General features: G+C 62.5%; 14 protein-coding genes. 8 read left to right on the top strand and 6 right to left on the bottom strand.

Annotated features, from left to right (window positions below; translation table 11 throughout):
* Positions 1-177 precede the first annotated feature (177 nt).
* The 7 genes from APH34_RS01985 (at position 178) to APH34_RS01955 (ending at position 7642) form a co-directional block, all read left to right on the top strand.
* Positions 178-1296, top strand: a complete 1119-nt coding sequence (locus APH34_RS01985) for a branched-chain amino acid ABC transporter substrate-binding protein (RefSeq protein WP_054899487.1) — start codon at positions 178-180, stop codon at positions 1294-1296.
* A 186-nt stretch (positions 1297-1482) separates the two neighbouring features.
* A complete protein-coding gene (livH, locus tag APH34_RS01980; RefSeq protein ID WP_054899486.1) occupies positions 1483-2406 on the top strand; it encodes a high-affinity branched-chain amino acid ABC transporter permease LivH in 924 nt (307 codons plus the stop codon).
* Positions 2403-3659 carry a high-affinity branched-chain amino acid ABC transporter permease LivM gene (locus tag APH34_RS01975; protein WP_054899485.1) on the top strand — a complete coding sequence of 419 codons (1257 nt, stop codon included), beginning with the start codon at positions 2403-2405 and terminating at the stop codon, positions 3657-3659. Before livH ends, APH34_RS01975 begins: the two co-directional genes overlap by 4 nt.
* Positions 3656-4423, top strand: coding sequence for a high-affinity branched-chain amino acid ABC transporter ATP-binding protein LivG (gene livG / locus APH34_RS01970; RefSeq protein WP_054899484.1), 768 nt, complete (start codon positions 3656-3658; stop codon positions 4421-4423). Before APH34_RS01975 ends, livG begins: the two co-directional genes overlap by 4 nt.
* On the top strand, positions 4424-5125 hold the full coding sequence (locus APH34_RS01965) for an ABC transporter ATP-binding protein (RefSeq protein WP_054899483.1): 702 nt from the start codon (positions 4424-4426) through the stop codon (positions 5123-5125).
* A gap of 131 nt (positions 5126-5256) precedes the next feature.
* Positions 5257-5931, top strand: coding sequence for a COG3650 family protein (locus APH34_RS01960; protein WP_054899482.1), 675 nt, complete (start codon positions 5257-5259; stop codon positions 5929-5931).
* A gap of 103 nt (positions 5932-6034) precedes the next feature.
* Positions 6035-7642: an NAD(P)/FAD-dependent oxidoreductase gene (locus tag APH34_RS01955; RefSeq protein ID WP_054899481.1), complete on the top strand. Its 1608-nt coding sequence runs from the start codon at positions 6035-6037 to the stop codon at positions 7640-7642.
* A gap of 76 nt (positions 7643-7718) precedes the next feature.
* Here APH34_RS01955 and APH34_RS01950 read toward each other — a convergent pair whose 3' ends face one another.
* The 6 genes from APH34_RS01950 to dinG all read right to left on the bottom strand — a co-directional run bounded on the left by APH34_RS01950 (position 7719) and on the right by dinG (position 15859).
* Entirely contained in the window at positions 7719-8183 is a 465-nt protein-coding gene (locus tag APH34_RS01950) for a glycine zipper 2TM domain-containing protein (protein WP_054899480.1), read from the bottom strand.
* A gap of 174 nt (positions 8184-8357) precedes the next feature.
* Positions 8358-9005, bottom strand: a complete 648-nt coding sequence (pdxH, locus tag APH34_RS01945; RefSeq protein ID WP_054899479.1) for a pyridoxamine 5'-phosphate oxidase — start codon at positions 9003-9005, stop codon at positions 8358-8360.
* Positions 9006-9024: 19 nt separating this feature from the next.
* The gene (locus tag APH34_RS01940) at positions 9025-10005 is read right to left on the bottom strand and encodes an OmpA family protein (RefSeq protein ID WP_054899478.1); all 981 of its coding nucleotides are present in this window, start codon (positions 10003-10005) and stop codon (positions 9025-9027) included.
* 99 nt (positions 10006-10104) lie between these two features.
* A complete protein-coding gene (locus tag APH34_RS01935; protein WP_054899477.1) occupies positions 10105-11250 on the bottom strand; it encodes a serine hydrolase domain-containing protein in 1146 nt (381 codons plus the stop codon).
* A 145-nt stretch (positions 11251-11395) separates the two neighbouring features.
* Positions 11396-13633 (bottom strand): beta-galactosidase, encoded by a 2238-nt coding sequence (locus APH34_RS01930; RefSeq protein ID WP_054899476.1) that lies wholly within the window; start codon positions 13631-13633, stop codon positions 11396-11398.
* 81 nt (positions 13634-13714) lie between these two features.
* Entirely contained in the window at positions 13715-15859 is a 2145-nt protein-coding gene (dinG, locus tag APH34_RS01925; protein WP_054899475.1) for an ATP-dependent DNA helicase DinG, read from the bottom strand.
* Positions 15860-15957: 98 nt separating this feature from the next.
* On the opposite strand from dinG, the gene APH34_RS01920 reads away from it, so the two are divergent.
* Positions 15958-16422, top strand: coding sequence for a CopD family protein (locus APH34_RS01920; RefSeq protein ID WP_054899474.1), 465 nt, complete (start codon positions 15958-15960; stop codon positions 16420-16422).
* Positions 16423-16434: the final 12 nt, after the last annotated feature.

Genomic DNA, 16434 nt, shown 5'->3' with positions numbered 1-16434 from the left:
CTTTTCGCCCGCTTTTCAAGCGCTCGAACAGCGCTCTACACTGTACCGGTACAGTTCCGGGACATGTTCCGGGGGAAGGTGGGCATGCAGTATGGCGTGGCCATACCGCAAATCCCGCCCGGTCTGTAGCCCTGGCCGCCAGGTCTATAAGAATTACAACAGAATGAGTGGAGCACTATGATCAAGATTTCCAAGCTGTTCGCCGCAATGGTTCTGGCCGGGGTAGCCAGCCATTCGTTTGCCGCCGATACCATCAAGATCGGCATCGCCGGTCCTAAAACGGGCCCTGTGACCCAGTACGGCGACATGCAGTTCATCGGCGCCAAACAGGCCATCAAGGACATCAACGCCAAGGGCGGCGTCGATGGCAAAATGCTTGAAGCCAAGGAATACGACGACGCGTGCGACCCTAAACAGGCCGTGGCGGTCGCCAACAAGGTGGTGAACGACGGCGTGAAGTACGTCATCGGCCACCTGTGCTCCAGCTCCACCCAGCCTGCGTCGGATATCTACGAAGACGAAGGCGTGATCATGATCACCCCCGCCGCCACCAGCCCGGAAATCACCGCGCGTGGCTACAAGCTGATCTTCCGCACCATTGGCCTGGACAGCGCCCAGGGCCCGGCTGCCGGCAACTACATCGCCGATCACGTCAAGCCAAAGGTCGTCGCGGTATTGCACGACAAGCAGCAGTACGGTGAAGGCATTGCCACTGCGGTCAAGCAGACCCTGGAGAAAAAAGGCACCAAGGTCGCCGTCTTCGAAGGCTTGAACGCGGGTGACAAGGACTTCTCCTCGATCATCCAGAAGCTCAAGCAGAACAACGTCGACTTCGTCTACTACGGTGGCTACCACCCAGAGCTCGGCCTGATCCTGCGCCAAGCTCAGGAAAAGGGCCTGAAAGCCAAGTTCATGGGCCCAGAAGGCGTGGGTAACGACTCCATTTCGCAGATCGCCCAAGGCGCTTCCGAAGGCCTGCTGGTTACCCTGCCAAAGTCGTTCGACGCTGACCCGGAGAACAAGGCCATCGTCGACGCCATCAAGGCTGACGGCAAAGACCCAAGCGGTCCGTTCGTATTCCCGGCCTACTCGGCTGTCGAGCTGATCGCCCAAGGTATCAAGGCTGCCAAGTCCGAAGACCCTACCAAAGTCGCCGAAGCCATCCACGCCGGCCCCTCCTTCAAGACCCCGACCGGCGAGCTGTCGTACGACGAGAAGGGCGACCTGAAAGACTTCAAGTTCGTTGTCTACGAATGGCACTTCGGCAAACCGAAGACTGAAGTCTCCCCTCAGTAACTGCGTGACTAAATAGCTGACCGTAGAAGCCCACTGTGCGAGCAGTGGGCTTTGTTTTACGAGGTTCATGGACCTGATTCCCGCGATCCGGGGGCCGGTTCACCTGAAAATCTTAAAACCGTCACTCGCGGTTTCCTGGCCTACCCCCGCCAGCGAAATGCACATCAGGTTTTTAGGAGCGCTGTAATGCCTGAGATCTACCATTTCTTCCAACAACTGGTTAATGGATTGACCATCGGCAGCACCTATGCCTTGATCGCCATCGGCTACACGATGGTGTACGGCATCATTGGCATGATCAACTTCGCCCACGGCGAGGTGTACATGATCGGTTCCTACGTGGCCTTCATCGCCCTGGCGGGCCTGGCCATGATGGGTATCCATTCGCTGCCGATCCTGATGACGGTCGCCTTCGTCGCGACGATCTTCGTCACCAGTGCCTATGGCTACAGTATCGAACGGGTCGCTTACCGCCCCCTGCGTAACAGTAACCGTCTGATCCCGCTGATTTCCGCCATCGGCATGTCGATCTTCCTGCAGAACACTGTCTTGCTGGCACAGGACTCCAAGGACAAATCCATCCCCAACCTGATCCCTGGGAGCTTCTCCTTCGGCCCGGGTGGTGCTGAAGAGGTCCTGATTTCCTACATGCAGATCCTGGTGTTCGTGGTCACCCTGGTGGCCATGACCCTGCTCACCCTGTTCATCTCCCGTTCCCGCCTGGGCCGCGCCTGCCGCGCCTGCGCCGAGGACATCAAGATGGCCAACCTGCTGGGCATCAACACCAACAACATCATCGCCCTGACCTTCGTCATCGGCGCCGCACTGGCGGCGGTGGCAGCCGTACTGCTGAGCATGCAGTACGGGGTGATCAACCCCAACGCCGGTTTCCTGGTGGGCCTCAAGGCATTCACCGCAGCCGTGCTGGGCGGCATCGGCAGCATCCCGGGCGCGATGCTCGGCGGGCTGGTGCTGGGCGTGGCCGAAGCCTTTGGCGCCGACATCTTCGGTGACCAGTACAAGGACGTGGTGGCGTTCGGTCTGTTGGTTCTTGTCCTGCTATTCCGGCCGACCGGCATTCTGGGCCGCCCGGAGGTTGAAAAAGTATGAACAGAAATCTCAAACAGGCGTTTTTCAGCGCCTTGCTGGTGTGGGCCGTGGCCTTCCCGGTACTGGGCCTGAAGCTGAGCATCGACGGCATCAGCCTGTCGGTCCACAGCCAGGGCTCGTTCACCATCAGCGTCATCGCCGTGTGCTCGGTGCTGATGTTCCTGCGCGTGTTGTTCGACAAACAGTGGAGCTCGGTGATGGGCCGCCGCTCGGATCGCAAGCTGATCCCGCCGGCGGTGAGCAATTACCTGACCCTGCCCCGTACACAACGCTGGATCATCATCGGGCTGATCCTGGTAGCACTGGTCTGGCCGTTCTTCGGCTCGCGCGGTGCGGTGGACATCGCCACGCTGATTCTGATCTACGTGTTGCTGGGCCTGGGCCTGAACATCGTGGTCGGCCTGGCGGGCCTGCTCGACCTGGGTTATGTCGGTTTCTATGCCGTCGGCGCCTACAGCTATGCGATGCTGTCCCATTACCTGGGCTGGAGCTTCTGGGTCTGCCTGCCGATTGCCGGCCTGATGGCCGCCACCTTCGGCTTTCTGCTCGGCTTCCCGGTGCTGCGCCTGCGGGGCGACTACCTGGCGATCGTGACCCTGGGTTTTGGCGAGATCATCCGCCTGTTCCTGCGTAACCTTACCGACTGGACCGGCGGCCCCAACGGCATCAGCAACATCCCCAAGCCGGAGTTCTTCGGCCTGACCTTCGAGCGCCGCGCCGCCGAGGGGATGCAGACCTTCCATGAGTTCTTCGGGCTGGAATACAACTCGATCAACAAGGTCATCTTCCTCTACCTGGTCGCCCTGCTGCTGGCCTTGCTGGCGCTGTTCGTCATCAATCGCCTGCTGCGCATGCCGATTGGCCGTGCCTGGGAAGCCTTGCGCGAAGACGAGATTGCCTGCCGTGCATTGGGCCTGAACCCCACTGTGATCAAGCTCTCGGCCTTCACCCTCGGCGCCTGCTTCGCCGGTTTCGCCGGCAGCTTCTTCGCCGCGCGCCAAGGCCTGGTAACGCCGGAGTCGTTCACGTTCATCGAATCGGCGATCATCCTCGCCATCGTTGTGCTCGGCGGCATGGGCTCACAACTGGGCGTGATTCTCGCGGCCATCGTGATGATCCTGCTGCCGGAACTGATGCGTGAGTTCAGCGAGTACCGAATGCTGATGTTCGGTGCGCTGATGGTGTTGATGATGATCTGGCGTCCGCAGGGGCTGCTGCCTATGCAACGTCCACACATGGAGCTGCGTCGATGAGCCGCGAAATTCTGCAAGTCAGCGGCCTGAGCATGCGCTTCGGCGGCTTGTTGGCGGTCAACGGCGTGGCCCTGACCGTCAAGGAAAAACAGGTGGTGGCGCTGATCGGCCCCAACGGCGCTGGCAAGACCACCGTGTTCAACTGCCTGACCGGCTTCTACAGGCCAAGCGGCGGCACCATTCTGCTCGATGGCCAGCCGATCCAGGGCCTGGCCGGCCACCAGATCGCCCGCAAGGGTGTGGTGCGGACCTTCCAGAACGTGCGCCTGTTCAAGGAAATGACCGCGCTGGAAAATCTGCTGATCGCACAGCACCGCCACCTCAACACCAACTTCTTCGCCGGCCTGTTCAAGACCCCGAGCTTTCGCCGCAGCGAGAAGGAGGCCATGGAGCGCGCGCAGTACTGGCTGGAAAAGGTCAACCTGACCGAGTTCGCCAACCGTACCGCCGGCACCCTCGCCTACGGCCAGCAACGCCGCCTGGAGATCGCGCGCTGCATGATGACCCAACCCCGGATCATCATGCTCGACGAACCGGCAGCGGGCCTGAACCCGAAGGAAACCGAAGACCTCAAGGCATTGATCGCCTACCTGCGCGAGTCGCACAACGTCACCGTGCTGCTGATCGAGCACGACATGAAGCTGGTGATGAGCATTTCCGACCATATCGTGGTGATCAACCAGGGCACGCCACTGGCGCACGGCACACCGGAGGAAATCCGCGACAACCCTGACGTGATCAAAGCCTACCTGGGGGAAGCGTAAATGCTGAAGTTCGAGAACGTTTCCACCTTCTACGGCAAGATCCAGGCACTGCACAGCGTCAATGTGGAGATCAACCAGGGCGAGATCGTCACCCTGATCGGCGCCAACGGTGCCGGCAAGTCCACCTTGCTGATGACCTTGTGCGGCTCACCCCAGGCGCACAGCGGCAGCATCAAGTACCTGGGCGAGGAACTGGTGGGCCAGCCTTCTTCGCACATCATGCGCAAGAGCATTGCCGTGGTGCCGGAAGGCCGCCGCGTATTCGCTCGCCTGACGGTCGAGGAAAACCTCGCCATGGGTGGTTTCTTCACCGACAAAGGCGACTATCAGGCGCAGCTGGACAAGGTGCTGCAGTTGTTCCCGCGGCTCAAGGAGCGCTACAACCAGCGCGGGGGCACCATGTCCGGCGGCGAGCAGCAGATGCTGGCCATCGGCCGGGCGCTGATGAGCAAGCCCAAGCTACTGTTGCTCGACGAGCCCTCGCTGGGCCTGGCGCCGATCATCATCCAGCAGATCTTCGATATCATCGAACAGCTGCGGCGCGATGGTGTGACCGTGTTCCTGGTTGAGCAAAACGCTAACCAGGCGCTGAAGATCGCCGACCGTGCCTACGTGCTGGAAAATGGACGGGTAGTGATGCAGGGAACGGGTGAGGCCTTGCTGACCGATCCGAAGGTGCGTGACGCATACCTGGGTGGTTGACTGAAAAAGGGCCTTCGGGCCCTTTTTTCTGCCCAAGGCAAGCGCACTGCCGGTGCCGGCCCTCTTGTGATCGCCGCCCGGCATGCGTACCGTGGCCTGCACTTCATGCAAGCATCCCGGAGCCCCGCCCCATGCGCCTCACCCCTTCCCTGCTGCTCACTGCCCTGCTACCCCTGTTCGCCGGCTGCCAAATGCTGGCCGACCAGCCAAGCGACCCGAACATCGGTACCTCGCGCATGCAGGGTGAACTGAGCGCCGGCGGCGGCCAGTTGCTGTTCAAGCCCTGCGGCGAGGCTCGTCGCTTCGTGATCAACGACGTCGCCGGTACCGGTATCCTGCAGGAAGCGGCGAACCTGGCCCATAACGCCAACGACAAGCTCTTCGCCGACGTGCGCGGCCGCCTCACCGGCAGCAAGCAGGCCAACAACGATGGCCAGCTCGAGGTCCGCCGCCTGTACCGCCTGGAGCCGTCCACCCGCGCTTGCGACGACCCCAACTTCAAACAGCTGACCCTGCGCGCCAGCGGCCATGAGCCGGAGTGGGACATCAAGGCCAGCGGCAAAGGCATGGTGCTCAACCGTGTCGGCAAAGAGCCGTTGCCACTGCCCTTCCTCGAAGAGGAAGTGCCCGGCGGCGGCCTGACCCTGTCCAGCGAAGCGAACGGCGAGCACGTGGAACTGTGGGTCGCGCCACAGCGTTGTGTCGACGGTGCCACGGGCGCCGTGCGTCACTTGCGCGCCGAACTGCGCATCGATGGCCAGACCCTGCAAGGCTGCGGCTACTATGGCGGCGCGCGGGACAACTGATCGCCGGGCACTTTTATCCTGCCAGTCGGGGCGGCGAAACGCTTATACTTGGCGGTTTGTGTAAAGCCGCCGGCCGCCCATGGCCGGGATACTGGACCCTGCCATGCTACGAATCACCGAACTGAAGCTGCCCCTGGACCACCCCGACGAAGCGCTGCGCGAGGCCATTGTTCAGCGCCTGGGCATCAGCGATGAGCAACTGCTCAGCTTCAACCTGTTCAAGCGCAGCTACGATGCGCGCAAGAAGAACAGCGAGCTGCTGTTCATCTACACCATCGACCTGGAGGCCAGCAACGAAGCCGAGTTGCTCGCCAAGTTCGCTGACGATCGCAACATCAGCGTCGCCCCCGATGTCAGCTACAAATTCGTCGGGCATGCCCCGGCCAACTTGCAGCAGCGCCCGATCGTGGTCGGCTTCGGCCCTTGTGGCATCTTCGCCGGCCTGTTGCTGGCACAGATGGGCTTCAAGCCGATCATCCTCGAGCGTGGCAAGGAAGTGCGCCAGCGTACCAAGGACACCTGGGGGCTGTGGCGCAAGAGCGTGCTCAACCCCGAGTCCAACGTGCAGTTCGGTGAAGGCGGCGCAGGCACCTTCTCGGACGGCAAGCTGTACAGCCAGATCAAGGACCCGCAGCACCATGGCCGCAAGGTGCTGGAAGAATTCGTCAAGGCCGGGGCGCCAGACGAAATCCTCTACATCAACAAACCGCATATCGGTACCTTCCGCCTGACCGGTATGGTCGAGCAGATGCGCCAGGACATCATCGCCCTGGGCGGCGAAGTGCGCTTCCAGGAAAAAGTCACCGACCTGCTGGTCGACAACGACCAGCTCACTGGCGTCGTGCTCGAGAGCGGAGAACAGCTGCAATCGCGGCATGTGGTCCTGGCCCTGGGCCACAGCGCACGCGACACTTTCCGCATGCTCCATGCCAAGGGCGTGTTCATGGAAGCCAAACCCTTCTCCATCGGCTTCCGTATCGAACATCCACAAACGCTGATCGACAAGGCGCGCCTGGGCAAGTATGCCGGCCATCCGAAACTGGGCGCCGCCGACTACAAGCTGGTCTATCACGCCAAGAATGGCCGCTCGGTGTACAGCTTCTGCATGTGCCCCGGCGGAACTGTCGTGGCCGCCACCAGCGAGCCGGGCCGCGTCGTCACCAACGGCATGAGCCAGTATTCACGGAACGAGCGCAATGCCAACTCCGGCATCGTTGTCGGCATCGACCCCGAGCGTGACTACCCGGGTGGCCCCCTGGCCGGCATCGAATTGCAGGAGCGCCTGGAGGCCCACGCCTATGTGATGGGGGGCAGCAACTACCAGGCACCGGCGCAACTGGTGGGCGATTTCGTGGCTGGCAAACCTTCCACGGCCCTGGGTAGCGTCGAGCCGTCGTACAAACCGGGGGTGACCTTGGGCGACCTGGCGCCGAGCCTGCCGGACTTCGCCATCGAAGCGATCCGTGAAGCGTTGCCGGCATTTGACCGCCAGATCAAGGGTTATAACCTGCACGACGCGGTGCTGACCGGCATCGAGACACGTACGTCCTCGCCGCTGCGCATCACCCGGGGTGCGGATTACCAGAGCCTGAACCTCAAGGGGCTGTTCCCTGCCGGCGAAGGCGCAGGTTACGCGGGCGGCATTCTTTCGGCCGGTGTTGATGGCATTCGCATTGCCGAAGCGGTCGCGCGGGACATCCTCGGCCTGTAAGGCTTGCCAAGGTACAGACAAAATAAAACCCCGAACCGGCGCAACCGGTTCGGGGTTTTATCTGGGAGCAGTGCGATCAGTGCGTTACGCGGCTGGTACCGTCTACGGTCATGATGCGCACGCGCTCACCCACGCGGAAGATTTCGTTCTGCTGCACAGCCTGTACATAAGCACGCATGCTGCCATCGTCTTCACGCACGGTGATTTCCACACCTTGGGTGCGGGTCAGGCCTTCCTCGGCGGCAGAGCCCGCCAGGCCACCGGCTACGGCACCGATCACGGCGGCAACGATGCTGCCACGGCCGCCCCCGACAGCGCTGCCGGCAACACCACCCACGATGGCACCAGCACCACCGCCGATCGGGGTTTTGGTGCCTTCGATCTTGACTGGACGCAGGGATTCGATAGTACCCATACGTACGGTCTGCACGCGACGGGCCTCATCACGGGAGTAACTGTCACCGGTCAGGCTCGAGGCACAGCCCCCCAGCAACAGCGACATGGTGGTAAATGTCGCCACCAGCAAAGCGGATTTACGCATGGGTAAAATCTCCATAAGTCAGGTATCCATTAGACGCTGCGCAGTGATGACTGTCACGGCGCAGACGTAACAAAATTATTTTCATTCAGCTCAGGTACAGCCTGCACGGGCTGTACTGGGGGCCTTGAACTCAGACCAAGAATAGCCACCGATTGCTTAATCGCAGTCGTCAGCTCACGGGGCCAAGCGCTCACGAAGCCATTGCCCGTCGACGAGGCGGTAGTTCAAACGGTCATGCAACCGGCTGGCCCGCCCCTGCCAGAACTCGATGCGCTCTGGCAGCAGACGATAGCCGCCCCAATGCTCAGGGCAATGCGGCTGGACGTCAGAGAACCGCGCCTCGGTAGCCTTCACCAGACCTTCCAGTTCTTCGCGACCGGCTATCACCCGGCTCTGCGGCGAAGCCCAGGCACCCAGGCGGCTCCCTAGCGGGCGCACCTGGTAGTAATCGTCCGATTCCTTGGCCGTTACTTTCTCTACCCGTCCCTCGATCCGCACCTGACGCTCCAGCGCCGGCCAGAAGAAGGTCATCGCGGCGAAAGGATTGGCCTGCAGCTGCTGGCCCTTGGCACTTTCGTAGTTGGTGAAGAAAGTGAAACCGCGTTCATCGAGGCCCTTGAGCAGCAACACGCGGCAATGGGGGCGGCCCTCACCGTCCACAGTGGCGATGGTCATGGCGTTGGCCTCAACAGGCGGCTGCTCGGTCTTTACCGCGTCGGCAAACCACCGGTGGAACAAGGCGAACGGCTCACCCGGGGCCTGGGCTTCAGCCAGGCCATCACGGGTGTAGTCGCGGCGCATATCGGCCAGGGATTGGGTCATGGCTGCGTTTCCTTGACGATCAGTTGGTCTTCGCAGGGGTGTTGGCAGCTACGTTCTTGTCGGTGGCAGCTTTTTTGGCTGCAGGCTTGGCCGGCGCCGCTTTTTTCTTGGCAGTGGTCTTGGCCGCTGGCTTGGCCGCCGCCTTCTTCGCCACAGGCTTGGCAGCTGCCTTGGCGGCGGGCTTGCTCTGGGCAGCCTTGACGGCCGGGGCTTTTGCATCCTGAACGGCAACCATCGACGCCGGCGTCGGAGCCGGGGTGGCCTGCTGATATTTGGCGAGCAAGGCGACCATGGTGTTCTGTGGGGTCAACAGCATTTCCACGCGACGGTTCAGCGCGCGGCCTTCGGCGCTGTCGTTGGCGGCCCGTGGCATAACCGAGCCCATGCCCTTGAGGGTCAGGCGGTCACGTTGCAGGCCACTCAGGCGGAAGATGGCCGACACCGAAGCCGCGCGCTCCAGGCTGAGTTTCTGGTTGGCGGCAGCAGCACCGCTGCTGTCGGCATGGCCCAGGACCAGCACGGCAGTCTTCGCGTCACCTTCGACGGTCTTGGCCACGCGGGTGATCGGGCCAAGGCTCAGGGGCAGCAGCATGTTCGGCCGGTCCGGGTTATACGAGCCATCGACCGGGATGGTTACCGCCAGCACGTTGTCGCGGCGCTCCAGCTCCAGCTTGCTGTCCTTGATGGCTTCACGCAGCTTAGGCTCGTATGCGTCCAGCCAGGCCTGGGTCGCCTTCTGGTCGATCTGCGGCACCGCCGCCACATTGGCCTGCTTATCGTCACCACCAAACGGCCACCACCAGCGGCTGGCGCTTTCCGACTTGGCATCAGCCTTGGCGACGTTCTCATTAACGGCTTGCTTCACGTCCTGCTCGGCAACCTTGTCCGAACCGAAAGGCCACCAACTGCTACCGCCCTTGGAAGCGTCCTGGGAGTGGCTGGCGCAGCCGGTAACAGCGGTCAGGCACAGGGCGAGTGCTAAGGTTTTATGTGAAGACATCAGCGATACACCATGAAATAGAAAGGAATTTTGCCCGCGCACTTCAGGCGTTGGCATTGAGGATAGTCAAAGGGGGCGCGCAATACCCGCGTTACCCGATCAAAGGCACGTGCCAAGAACGCGCACCAGTTGCTGGGCTCTTGGATCCATGAGCACGTAAGGGCCGAGGGTATTGACCACGAAACCGAAGGCCACATCGTGTTCAGGGTCGGCGAAACCGACCGAACCACCCGCACCAGGATGGCCAAACGCGCGGGCGCCGAGGCCGAAGGTGGCGTTGGCCACATCAGGTTGGTCGAGCATGCAGCCCAGCCCGAATCGAGTCTGGGTCAACAAAGTACGGTCCTGGCCGAGGCTATGTTCGCGGGTCAGCTCGTCGAGCAGTTCGGACTCCAGCAGGCTGCCATCCAGCAGTCCGGCGTAGAACCCAGCCAGACTGCGGGCATTGCCGTGGCCGTTGGCGGCCGGTTGTTGCATGCGCCGCCATTCAGGTTTGTTGGTGCTGGTAAGGATCGCAGGCGGATTGGTGAACGCACGGGTCGTCAGCGCCTCGGGCTCACGCAGGGTCACCTGCAGCAAGCGCTGGGCCGCAGCATCACCGGGGTTGCCTTTGCCGCGGGCGATATGTGCCACGCGGTGAAACTCGTCATCCGCCAGGCCGACATGGAAGTCCAGCGCCAGTGGCCGCGCAGTGCGGGCGACGATCGACTCACCCGGGCCACGGCCGTCTGCGCGACGGATCAACTCGCCAATCAGCCAGCCATAAGTAATTGCGGCATAGCCGTGTTCGGTGCCGGGCACCCACCAAGGGGTTTCGGCGGCCAAGGCATCGACCATGGTTTGCCAGTCATACAGGGCGTGTGCCGGGAGTAGCTCGCGGATGGCCGGTAAACCGGCGCGGTGGCTGAGCAACTGGCGCAGGGTGACGGTTTCTTTGCCTGCCTGGGCAAATTCGGGCCAATAGCGCGCCACCGGGGCATCCAGGGCCAACTTGCCCTCGCCCACCAGCTGCAGTGCAGTGACGGCTGTGAAGGTCTTGGTGCAGGAAAACAGGTTGGCAATGGTATCGCTGTGCCAAGCCTGCTGGCCATCCTTGTCGGCACTACCCGCCCACAGGTCAATCACGGTTTCTCCACCGACCTGGATGCACAGCGCTGCACCGCGCTCCTGGGGATCATCGAACAGTGCCGCGAACGCTTCACGTACTGCTTCGAACTTCAGCTCATAGTGACCCTGAATCTGCACCCGCCTGTTCTCCGTACGACCTTGCTGACAAAGGCGTGCATTGTTTCAGTACTTGGCGCTTTTGCCTACTGGGCAGGGCTGGATGGTCACCGCTGCGAGTACCCAGCCGTATCGCGAAAAGGGGGCGCACAGCGCCCCACGGCATTCAGGGTGCCTTTTTCTCGACTTCGCTTCGCAACTGACCAACGGCCGCGAGGTTGCTCTTGCGCACCGCCTCGACAAACCCTGGATACGGCACATCGGTGATTGCCACCAGCCCCAGGTGCCCGTTTTCACCATCGAGCAAACGCCCGCTGGCTGGCTGATCGAGGTACTGGAACCAATGCGCGCCAACAATCATGGGCTGCGCTAGCGCCGCCTTGAGGAAGTTGCCATAAGCAGGCCCACGGTCTTCCTCGCGCGCCACCTCCAGCGGCCCAGGCCAGAACGGCCCACGGTCACGGGACCCGAACTGGAACTCAGACACCAGCACCGGCTTGTCCAGTTCGGCCAGGCGGGCGAAGTCGTAACCATCCTCAGGCTTGAGGGTATAGAAATTGAAACTCAGCACATCGCAAAACTCGGCGCAGGCCTTGACCGCTTCCGGCGTGCTGACGGCATAGCGGCCGCCGAGCAGCAGGTGGTTGGGGGCATGCCACTTCAGCGAATCGGAGATGGTCTTGAAGTAGGTTTGCGCGAACACCTGCTGGAAATGCTGGTAGTCACGCTCGATTTCGGGATGCTCCGGGCTGGGCAGCGGTGCCTCGAACCCTGGGTCTTCCATCAACTCCCACGCCTGCAGGTCGATACCCCAGGCTTTGGACAAGCCTTCCTGGTTGCGGTACTTGTCGCGCAGTTGCTTGAGAAACGCACGCTTGGCCGGCACATCGGTGGTCAGGCGCAGGGTGCCATAGGCCAGGCCATAGCGTGCCCGGGGGTCGTTACCTGGGGCAGCCCACGCTAGTTCATTGTCGGCGAAGTAACCAATCAGCCAGGGGTCATCACGGTGGTCACGAGCGGCGATAGCCACGGCGCGCTCGGTGGCCATGGCAAAGCGCGGGTCGAACGGGTCGGGCATCCGCCCCCACCAGTCCATCCCGGTGCTGATGCTGGCGTAGTCGCCAACGATCGACAGCGGCAGTGTATAGGGCAGGCGCTTGGCCTGGGCCAACGCAGGGTCGCTCCAGTTGCCTAGGGTATTGAACCCCCAGGCCTGCAGACGATCAAGCGTATGCGCCTGCCAACGGGCGGCATCCAGCGCCAGTGGCGGGCAGGGTGCTGCATCCGGCTCCTGCGTACTCGCCGGGCAGGCCTTACCGTACGTGCGCTGGATATTCGCCGCATAGAAATCGAACCAGCGCCCCTGTTTGAAACCACGCCCTTGCGACGAGGCATTGCCATCGTCGTTATTGCCTTTGCCATAGAAAGCCGCCAGTGCATCCCCTTCCCCTGGCAGGGTGGCAAACATGCCCTCGCGGCCCTCCACATAGGTACGCCCGCCATCGGCAGCTACGGCATTGACGCCCAGCGAAAAGAATGCGTGGCCATCTGGTGTTACCAGGTACCAACGGCCCTCACGTTTCTCTGTACGGAAAAAACCCTTGGCCTCGAACGCAGGGCCTGCCAGTACGCCACCATAGGTGTCCAGCTGCTGCTTCTGCTGTTCGGCCAACCAACCCTTCAGTTGTTGCTGCTCGCGCGTGTCAGCGGCCTTGAGCTGCTCGTCGTTGACGATCTTTTCCGGCCAACGACCCCGCGTGGACTGGCCGTAGGCGTCGATCAGGCCACGGTAGGCTGCCTGGTAAGCCTGGTCATCGTCCTGGACAGCGACTTTTTCGATCAGCAGGTTCTGCGCCACCTTGGGGCTGGGAATGCTGAGGCTCACCGAGACCACTTGCTTGAGGTCGATCTCACCGGCGCTACTGGTCAGCAGCAGGCGCTGCCCTTCATACACCCAGGGCATCGGTGGGCCGGCGCGCATGCCTTGGCTCAACGGCGAACTGGCCTTCAGCGGCACCATGACGGTCTGGGCAGGCCCTGCGGGCAGGTCGATGCGACTGGTCAGGGTGCGCCCATCGCTGCCCAATACCGTGACATCGACCGTCAACGCCCAGTCCATGGCACTTTGCAGGCGCAGCGTGAGGAACTGCCCGGCAGACCAGTCCCATACACCCGTTTGCGGGCTGAGGCGTAGGGTCGGACGCTCGACCGGGTTGAATACGACCCGCCTCAATACTTCACCTTCGGTGGTCTGCTCCGCATTGTATTGCGGCATGCCCGTGCCCTCGGTCGCCACATTGACGACTGAAGCCGGGCGCACAAAGCTGAACAGCGTCTGTTGCCCCGCCAGCAGCGGCGTGCTGAACAGCAGGGTGAGTACCACAGGCAAGGTGCGGCGAATCATAGGGCTGGGGCTCTCCTTCGGGGCCCTCGTGAGCCCTTGACCGAGTATTGGACAACGGGCCGGCGCATCATGCGCCGGCCGTCAGGAAATCTCCCGCCGGAACGGCGGCAGCGCATTGAGGATAGCCTTGCCGTAGCGCTGGGTGACCAGGCGCCGATCGAGCAAGGTGATGACGCCGCGGTCCTGCTCGGTACGCAGCAATCGACCGCAGGCCTGAATCAGGCGCAGCGAGGCGTCGGGCACGGCAATTTCCATGAACGGGTTGCCGCCCCGGGCTTCGATCCACTCGGCCAGCGCCGCCTCGACCGGGTCGTCAGGCACGGCGAAGGGAATCTTGGCGATGACCACATGCTCGCAATAGGCCCCAGGCAAGTCGACACCCTCGGCAAAACTGGCCAGGCCAAACAGCACGCTATGCTGGCCGTCATCGACCCGGGCCTTGTGTTTGTTGAGGGTTTCCTGCTTCGACAGGTTGCCTTGGATCAATACCAGCTTGCGCCAGTCGCGGTCCAGGCCGTCGAACACCTCCTGCATCTGTTTGCGCGAGGAAAACAGCACCAGCGCGCCACGGGCATCCTCAACGATGCCGGGAAGCTCGCGGATGATCGCGGCGGTATGCGCCGCAGCGTCGCGGGGGTCGGCGTTGAGATCGGGCACGCGCAACAGGCCAGCATCGCCGTGCACGAATGGGCTGGGCACCACGCAGGTTATAGCATCACGGGGCAAGCCCGAGCGCATGCGGAACCGATCGAATTTACCCAGCGCCGTCAGTGTTGCCGACGTGACCAACGCACCGTGGGCAACGCTCCACAGGCTGCGACGCAGCATCTCGGCCGCGAGGATGGGGCTGGCATTGACCTCGATATCGAACAGCGCACCGCTTTCGGCCAGGGTCAGCCAGCGGGCCATGGGCGGGCTGTCTTGCGGGTCTTCGGCGGTGAACGCCGTCCACAGTTCCCAGTTGCCCTGTGCCCGGGTTACCAAGCTGCCGAACAAGGGGTACCACTCTTCGGCCTGGTGGCTGGCGATACCGATGTTGACCTCTCCGTCCATGCCCTCTTTGAGCAAGTCGGCCAGGCGGGTGAACAGATCGTTCAGGCGTGCAAAGCCCTTTTTCAACTCGATGCCGACTTCGCGGATCTGCTCGGGGACCACGCCCCCTTCGAAACGGTAGCGGGGGCGCTCGCGGCCTTCGGTGTCTTCGCTGGGGCGGAAATCGGCCACCTGCTCGCACAAGGTGAACATGAACTGTTGCTGGGTGCGAATTTCCCGCGCCAGCTCCGGCACCTGTTCGATCAGTTTGCCGAGGTCGCCCGGCAAGGGGTGCTGGGCCAGCAGCTTGGTCAGGTTCTTGGCGGTCTGTTCCAGCCATTCGGCGGTGGAGCGCAAGCGCGAATAGTGGGCGAAGTGGCCGATGGCCTTGTCTGGGAGGTGGTGGCCTTCGTCGAACACGTACACGGTGTCGCGCGGGTCGGGCAGCACCGCGCCGCCGCCCAGGGCCAGGTCGGCCAGGACCATGTCGTGGTTGGTGACGATCACATCGACCTTGCCCATGCCTTCGCGGGCCTTGTAGAACACACACTGCTGGAAGTTCGGGCAATGACGGCCGGTGCATTGGCTATGGTCGGTGGTCAGGCGTGCCCAGTCCTGATCTTCCAGGGCCTCGGGCCAGCTATCGCGGTCACCGTCCCAGCGATTGCCGGCGAGCTTCTCGATCATGCTGTTGAACAGCTTCTGGCTGCGCTCGTCGACCTCGATATGAAAGCCCTCCTCCTCGAACAGCTGGGCGGTGGCCGACTGCGCATGGCCCTCCTGCAGCAGGATGTCGAGCTTGGACAGGCACAGGTAGCGGCCACGCCCCTTGGCCAGGGCGAAGCTGAAGTTAAGGCCGCTGTTGCGCATGAGATCAGGCAGGTCTTTGAAGACGATCTGCTCCTGCAGGGCCACGGTGGCGGTGGCGATCACCAGGCGCTTGCCGGCGGCCTTGGCAGCCGGAATCGCAGCCAGGCTATAGGCGACTGTCTTGCCGGTACCGGTACCGGCTTCCACCGCCACGACGGCAGGCTCGCCGGCACGGCGGCCTTCGTCGTCGCAGGCGATGTCGCCGAGCACCTTGGCCACTTCGGCGATCATCAGGCGTTGGCCATAGCGCGGTTTGAGGCTCTTGGCTTCGAGAAAACGCGAGTAGGCGCCCTGGATGGTGGCTTTGAGTTCGTTGCTGATCATGGTCTGCAGGCGCCCGAAGGGCTGGATATATTTTCAGTGTTTCGCATGGGGCGGCTATCATACCCCGCTATTGACCTTTGTGCCGCATGGAGATCCGGATGCTTGCCTTTGCCCTGCCCTATACACTGCACGTTCTGGCCGCCCTGGTATGGGTAGGCGGGATGTTCTTCGCCTGGTTGGTGCTGCGCCCGGCAATGGTTGCAGCCCTTGAAGGGCCTGCACGGCTACGCCTGTGGGTGGAAGTTTTCCGACGTTTCTTCGGATGGGTCTGGCTGGCTGTGGCCGTTCTGGCGATAAGTGGTATCGGCATGTTGCACATGCGCTTCAGCGGCCTTGAGACAGCACCCAGGTATGTTCAGGTGATGATCGGCGGCGGCATCGCCATGTTTGCCCTGTTCATGCGCATTCAGGCGCTGCTGTTGCCGGAACTCAAGGCGGCGGTGCAGGCCGAGGACTGGCCAGCGGGGGCAGCAGTGCTGGGGCGTATTCGCCGAATGGTCGGGGTCAACCTGCTGCTGGGCCTCGCGGTGGTGGCGGTGGCCAGTTCGCGCTTGATGATGTAAACCCTGGCGGTA

Origin of the sequence: Pseudomonas sp. NBRC 111131 (assembly GCF_001320525.1) — a bacterium.
Classification (GTDB): domain Bacteria; phylum Pseudomonadota; class Gammaproteobacteria; order Pseudomonadales; family Pseudomonadaceae; genus Aquipseudomonas; species Aquipseudomonas ceruminis.
This window is presented reverse-complemented; position numbering and strand designations above follow the sequence as displayed.

Bases quoted from the DNA above. Each gene is read 5' to 3' on its own strand.
- APH34_RS01985 (WP_054899487.1), top strand. From the start codon at position 178: ATGATCAAGATTTCCAAGCTGTTCGCCGCAATGGTTCTGGCCGGGGTA.
- livH (WP_054899486.1), top strand. From the start codon at position 1,483: ATGCCTGAGATCTACCATTTCTTCCAACAACTGGTTAATGGATTGACC.
- APH34_RS01975 (WP_054899485.1), top strand. From the start codon at position 2,403: ATGAACAGAAATCTCAAACAGGCGTTTTTCAGCGCCTTGCTGGTGTGG.
- livG (WP_054899484.1), top strand. From the start codon at position 3,656: ATGAGCCGCGAAATTCTGCAAGTCAGCGGCCTGAGCATGCGCTTCGGC.
- APH34_RS01965 (WP_054899483.1), top strand. From the start codon at position 4,424: ATGCTGAAGTTCGAGAACGTTTCCACCTTCTACGGCAAGATCCAGGCA.
- APH34_RS01960 (WP_054899482.1), top strand. From the start codon at position 5,257: ATGCGCCTCACCCCTTCCCTGCTGCTCACTGCCCTGCTACCCCTGTTC.
- APH34_RS01955 (WP_054899481.1), top strand. From the start codon at position 6,035: ATGCTACGAATCACCGAACTGAAGCTGCCCCTGGACCACCCCGACGAA.
- APH34_RS01950 (WP_054899480.1), bottom strand. From the start codon at position 8,183: ATGCGTAAATCCGCTTTGCTGGTGGCGACATTTACCACCATGTCGCTG.
- pdxH (WP_054899479.1), bottom strand. From the start codon at position 9,005: ATGACCCAATCCCTGGCCGATATGCGCCGCGACTACACCCGTGATGGC.
- APH34_RS01940 (WP_054899478.1), bottom strand. From the start codon at position 10,005: ATGTCTTCACATAAAACCTTAGCACTCGCCCTGTGCCTGACCGCTGTT.
- APH34_RS01930 (WP_054899476.1), bottom strand. From the start codon at position 13,633: ATGATTCGCCGCACCTTGCCTGTGGTACTCACCCTGCTGTTCAGCACG.
- dinG (WP_054899475.1), bottom strand. From the start codon at position 15,859: ATGATCAGCAACGAACTCAAAGCCACCATCCAGGGCGCCTACTCGCGT.
- APH34_RS01920 (WP_054899474.1), top strand. From the start codon at position 15,958: ATGCTTGCCTTTGCCCTGCCCTATACACTGCACGTTCTGGCCGCCCTG.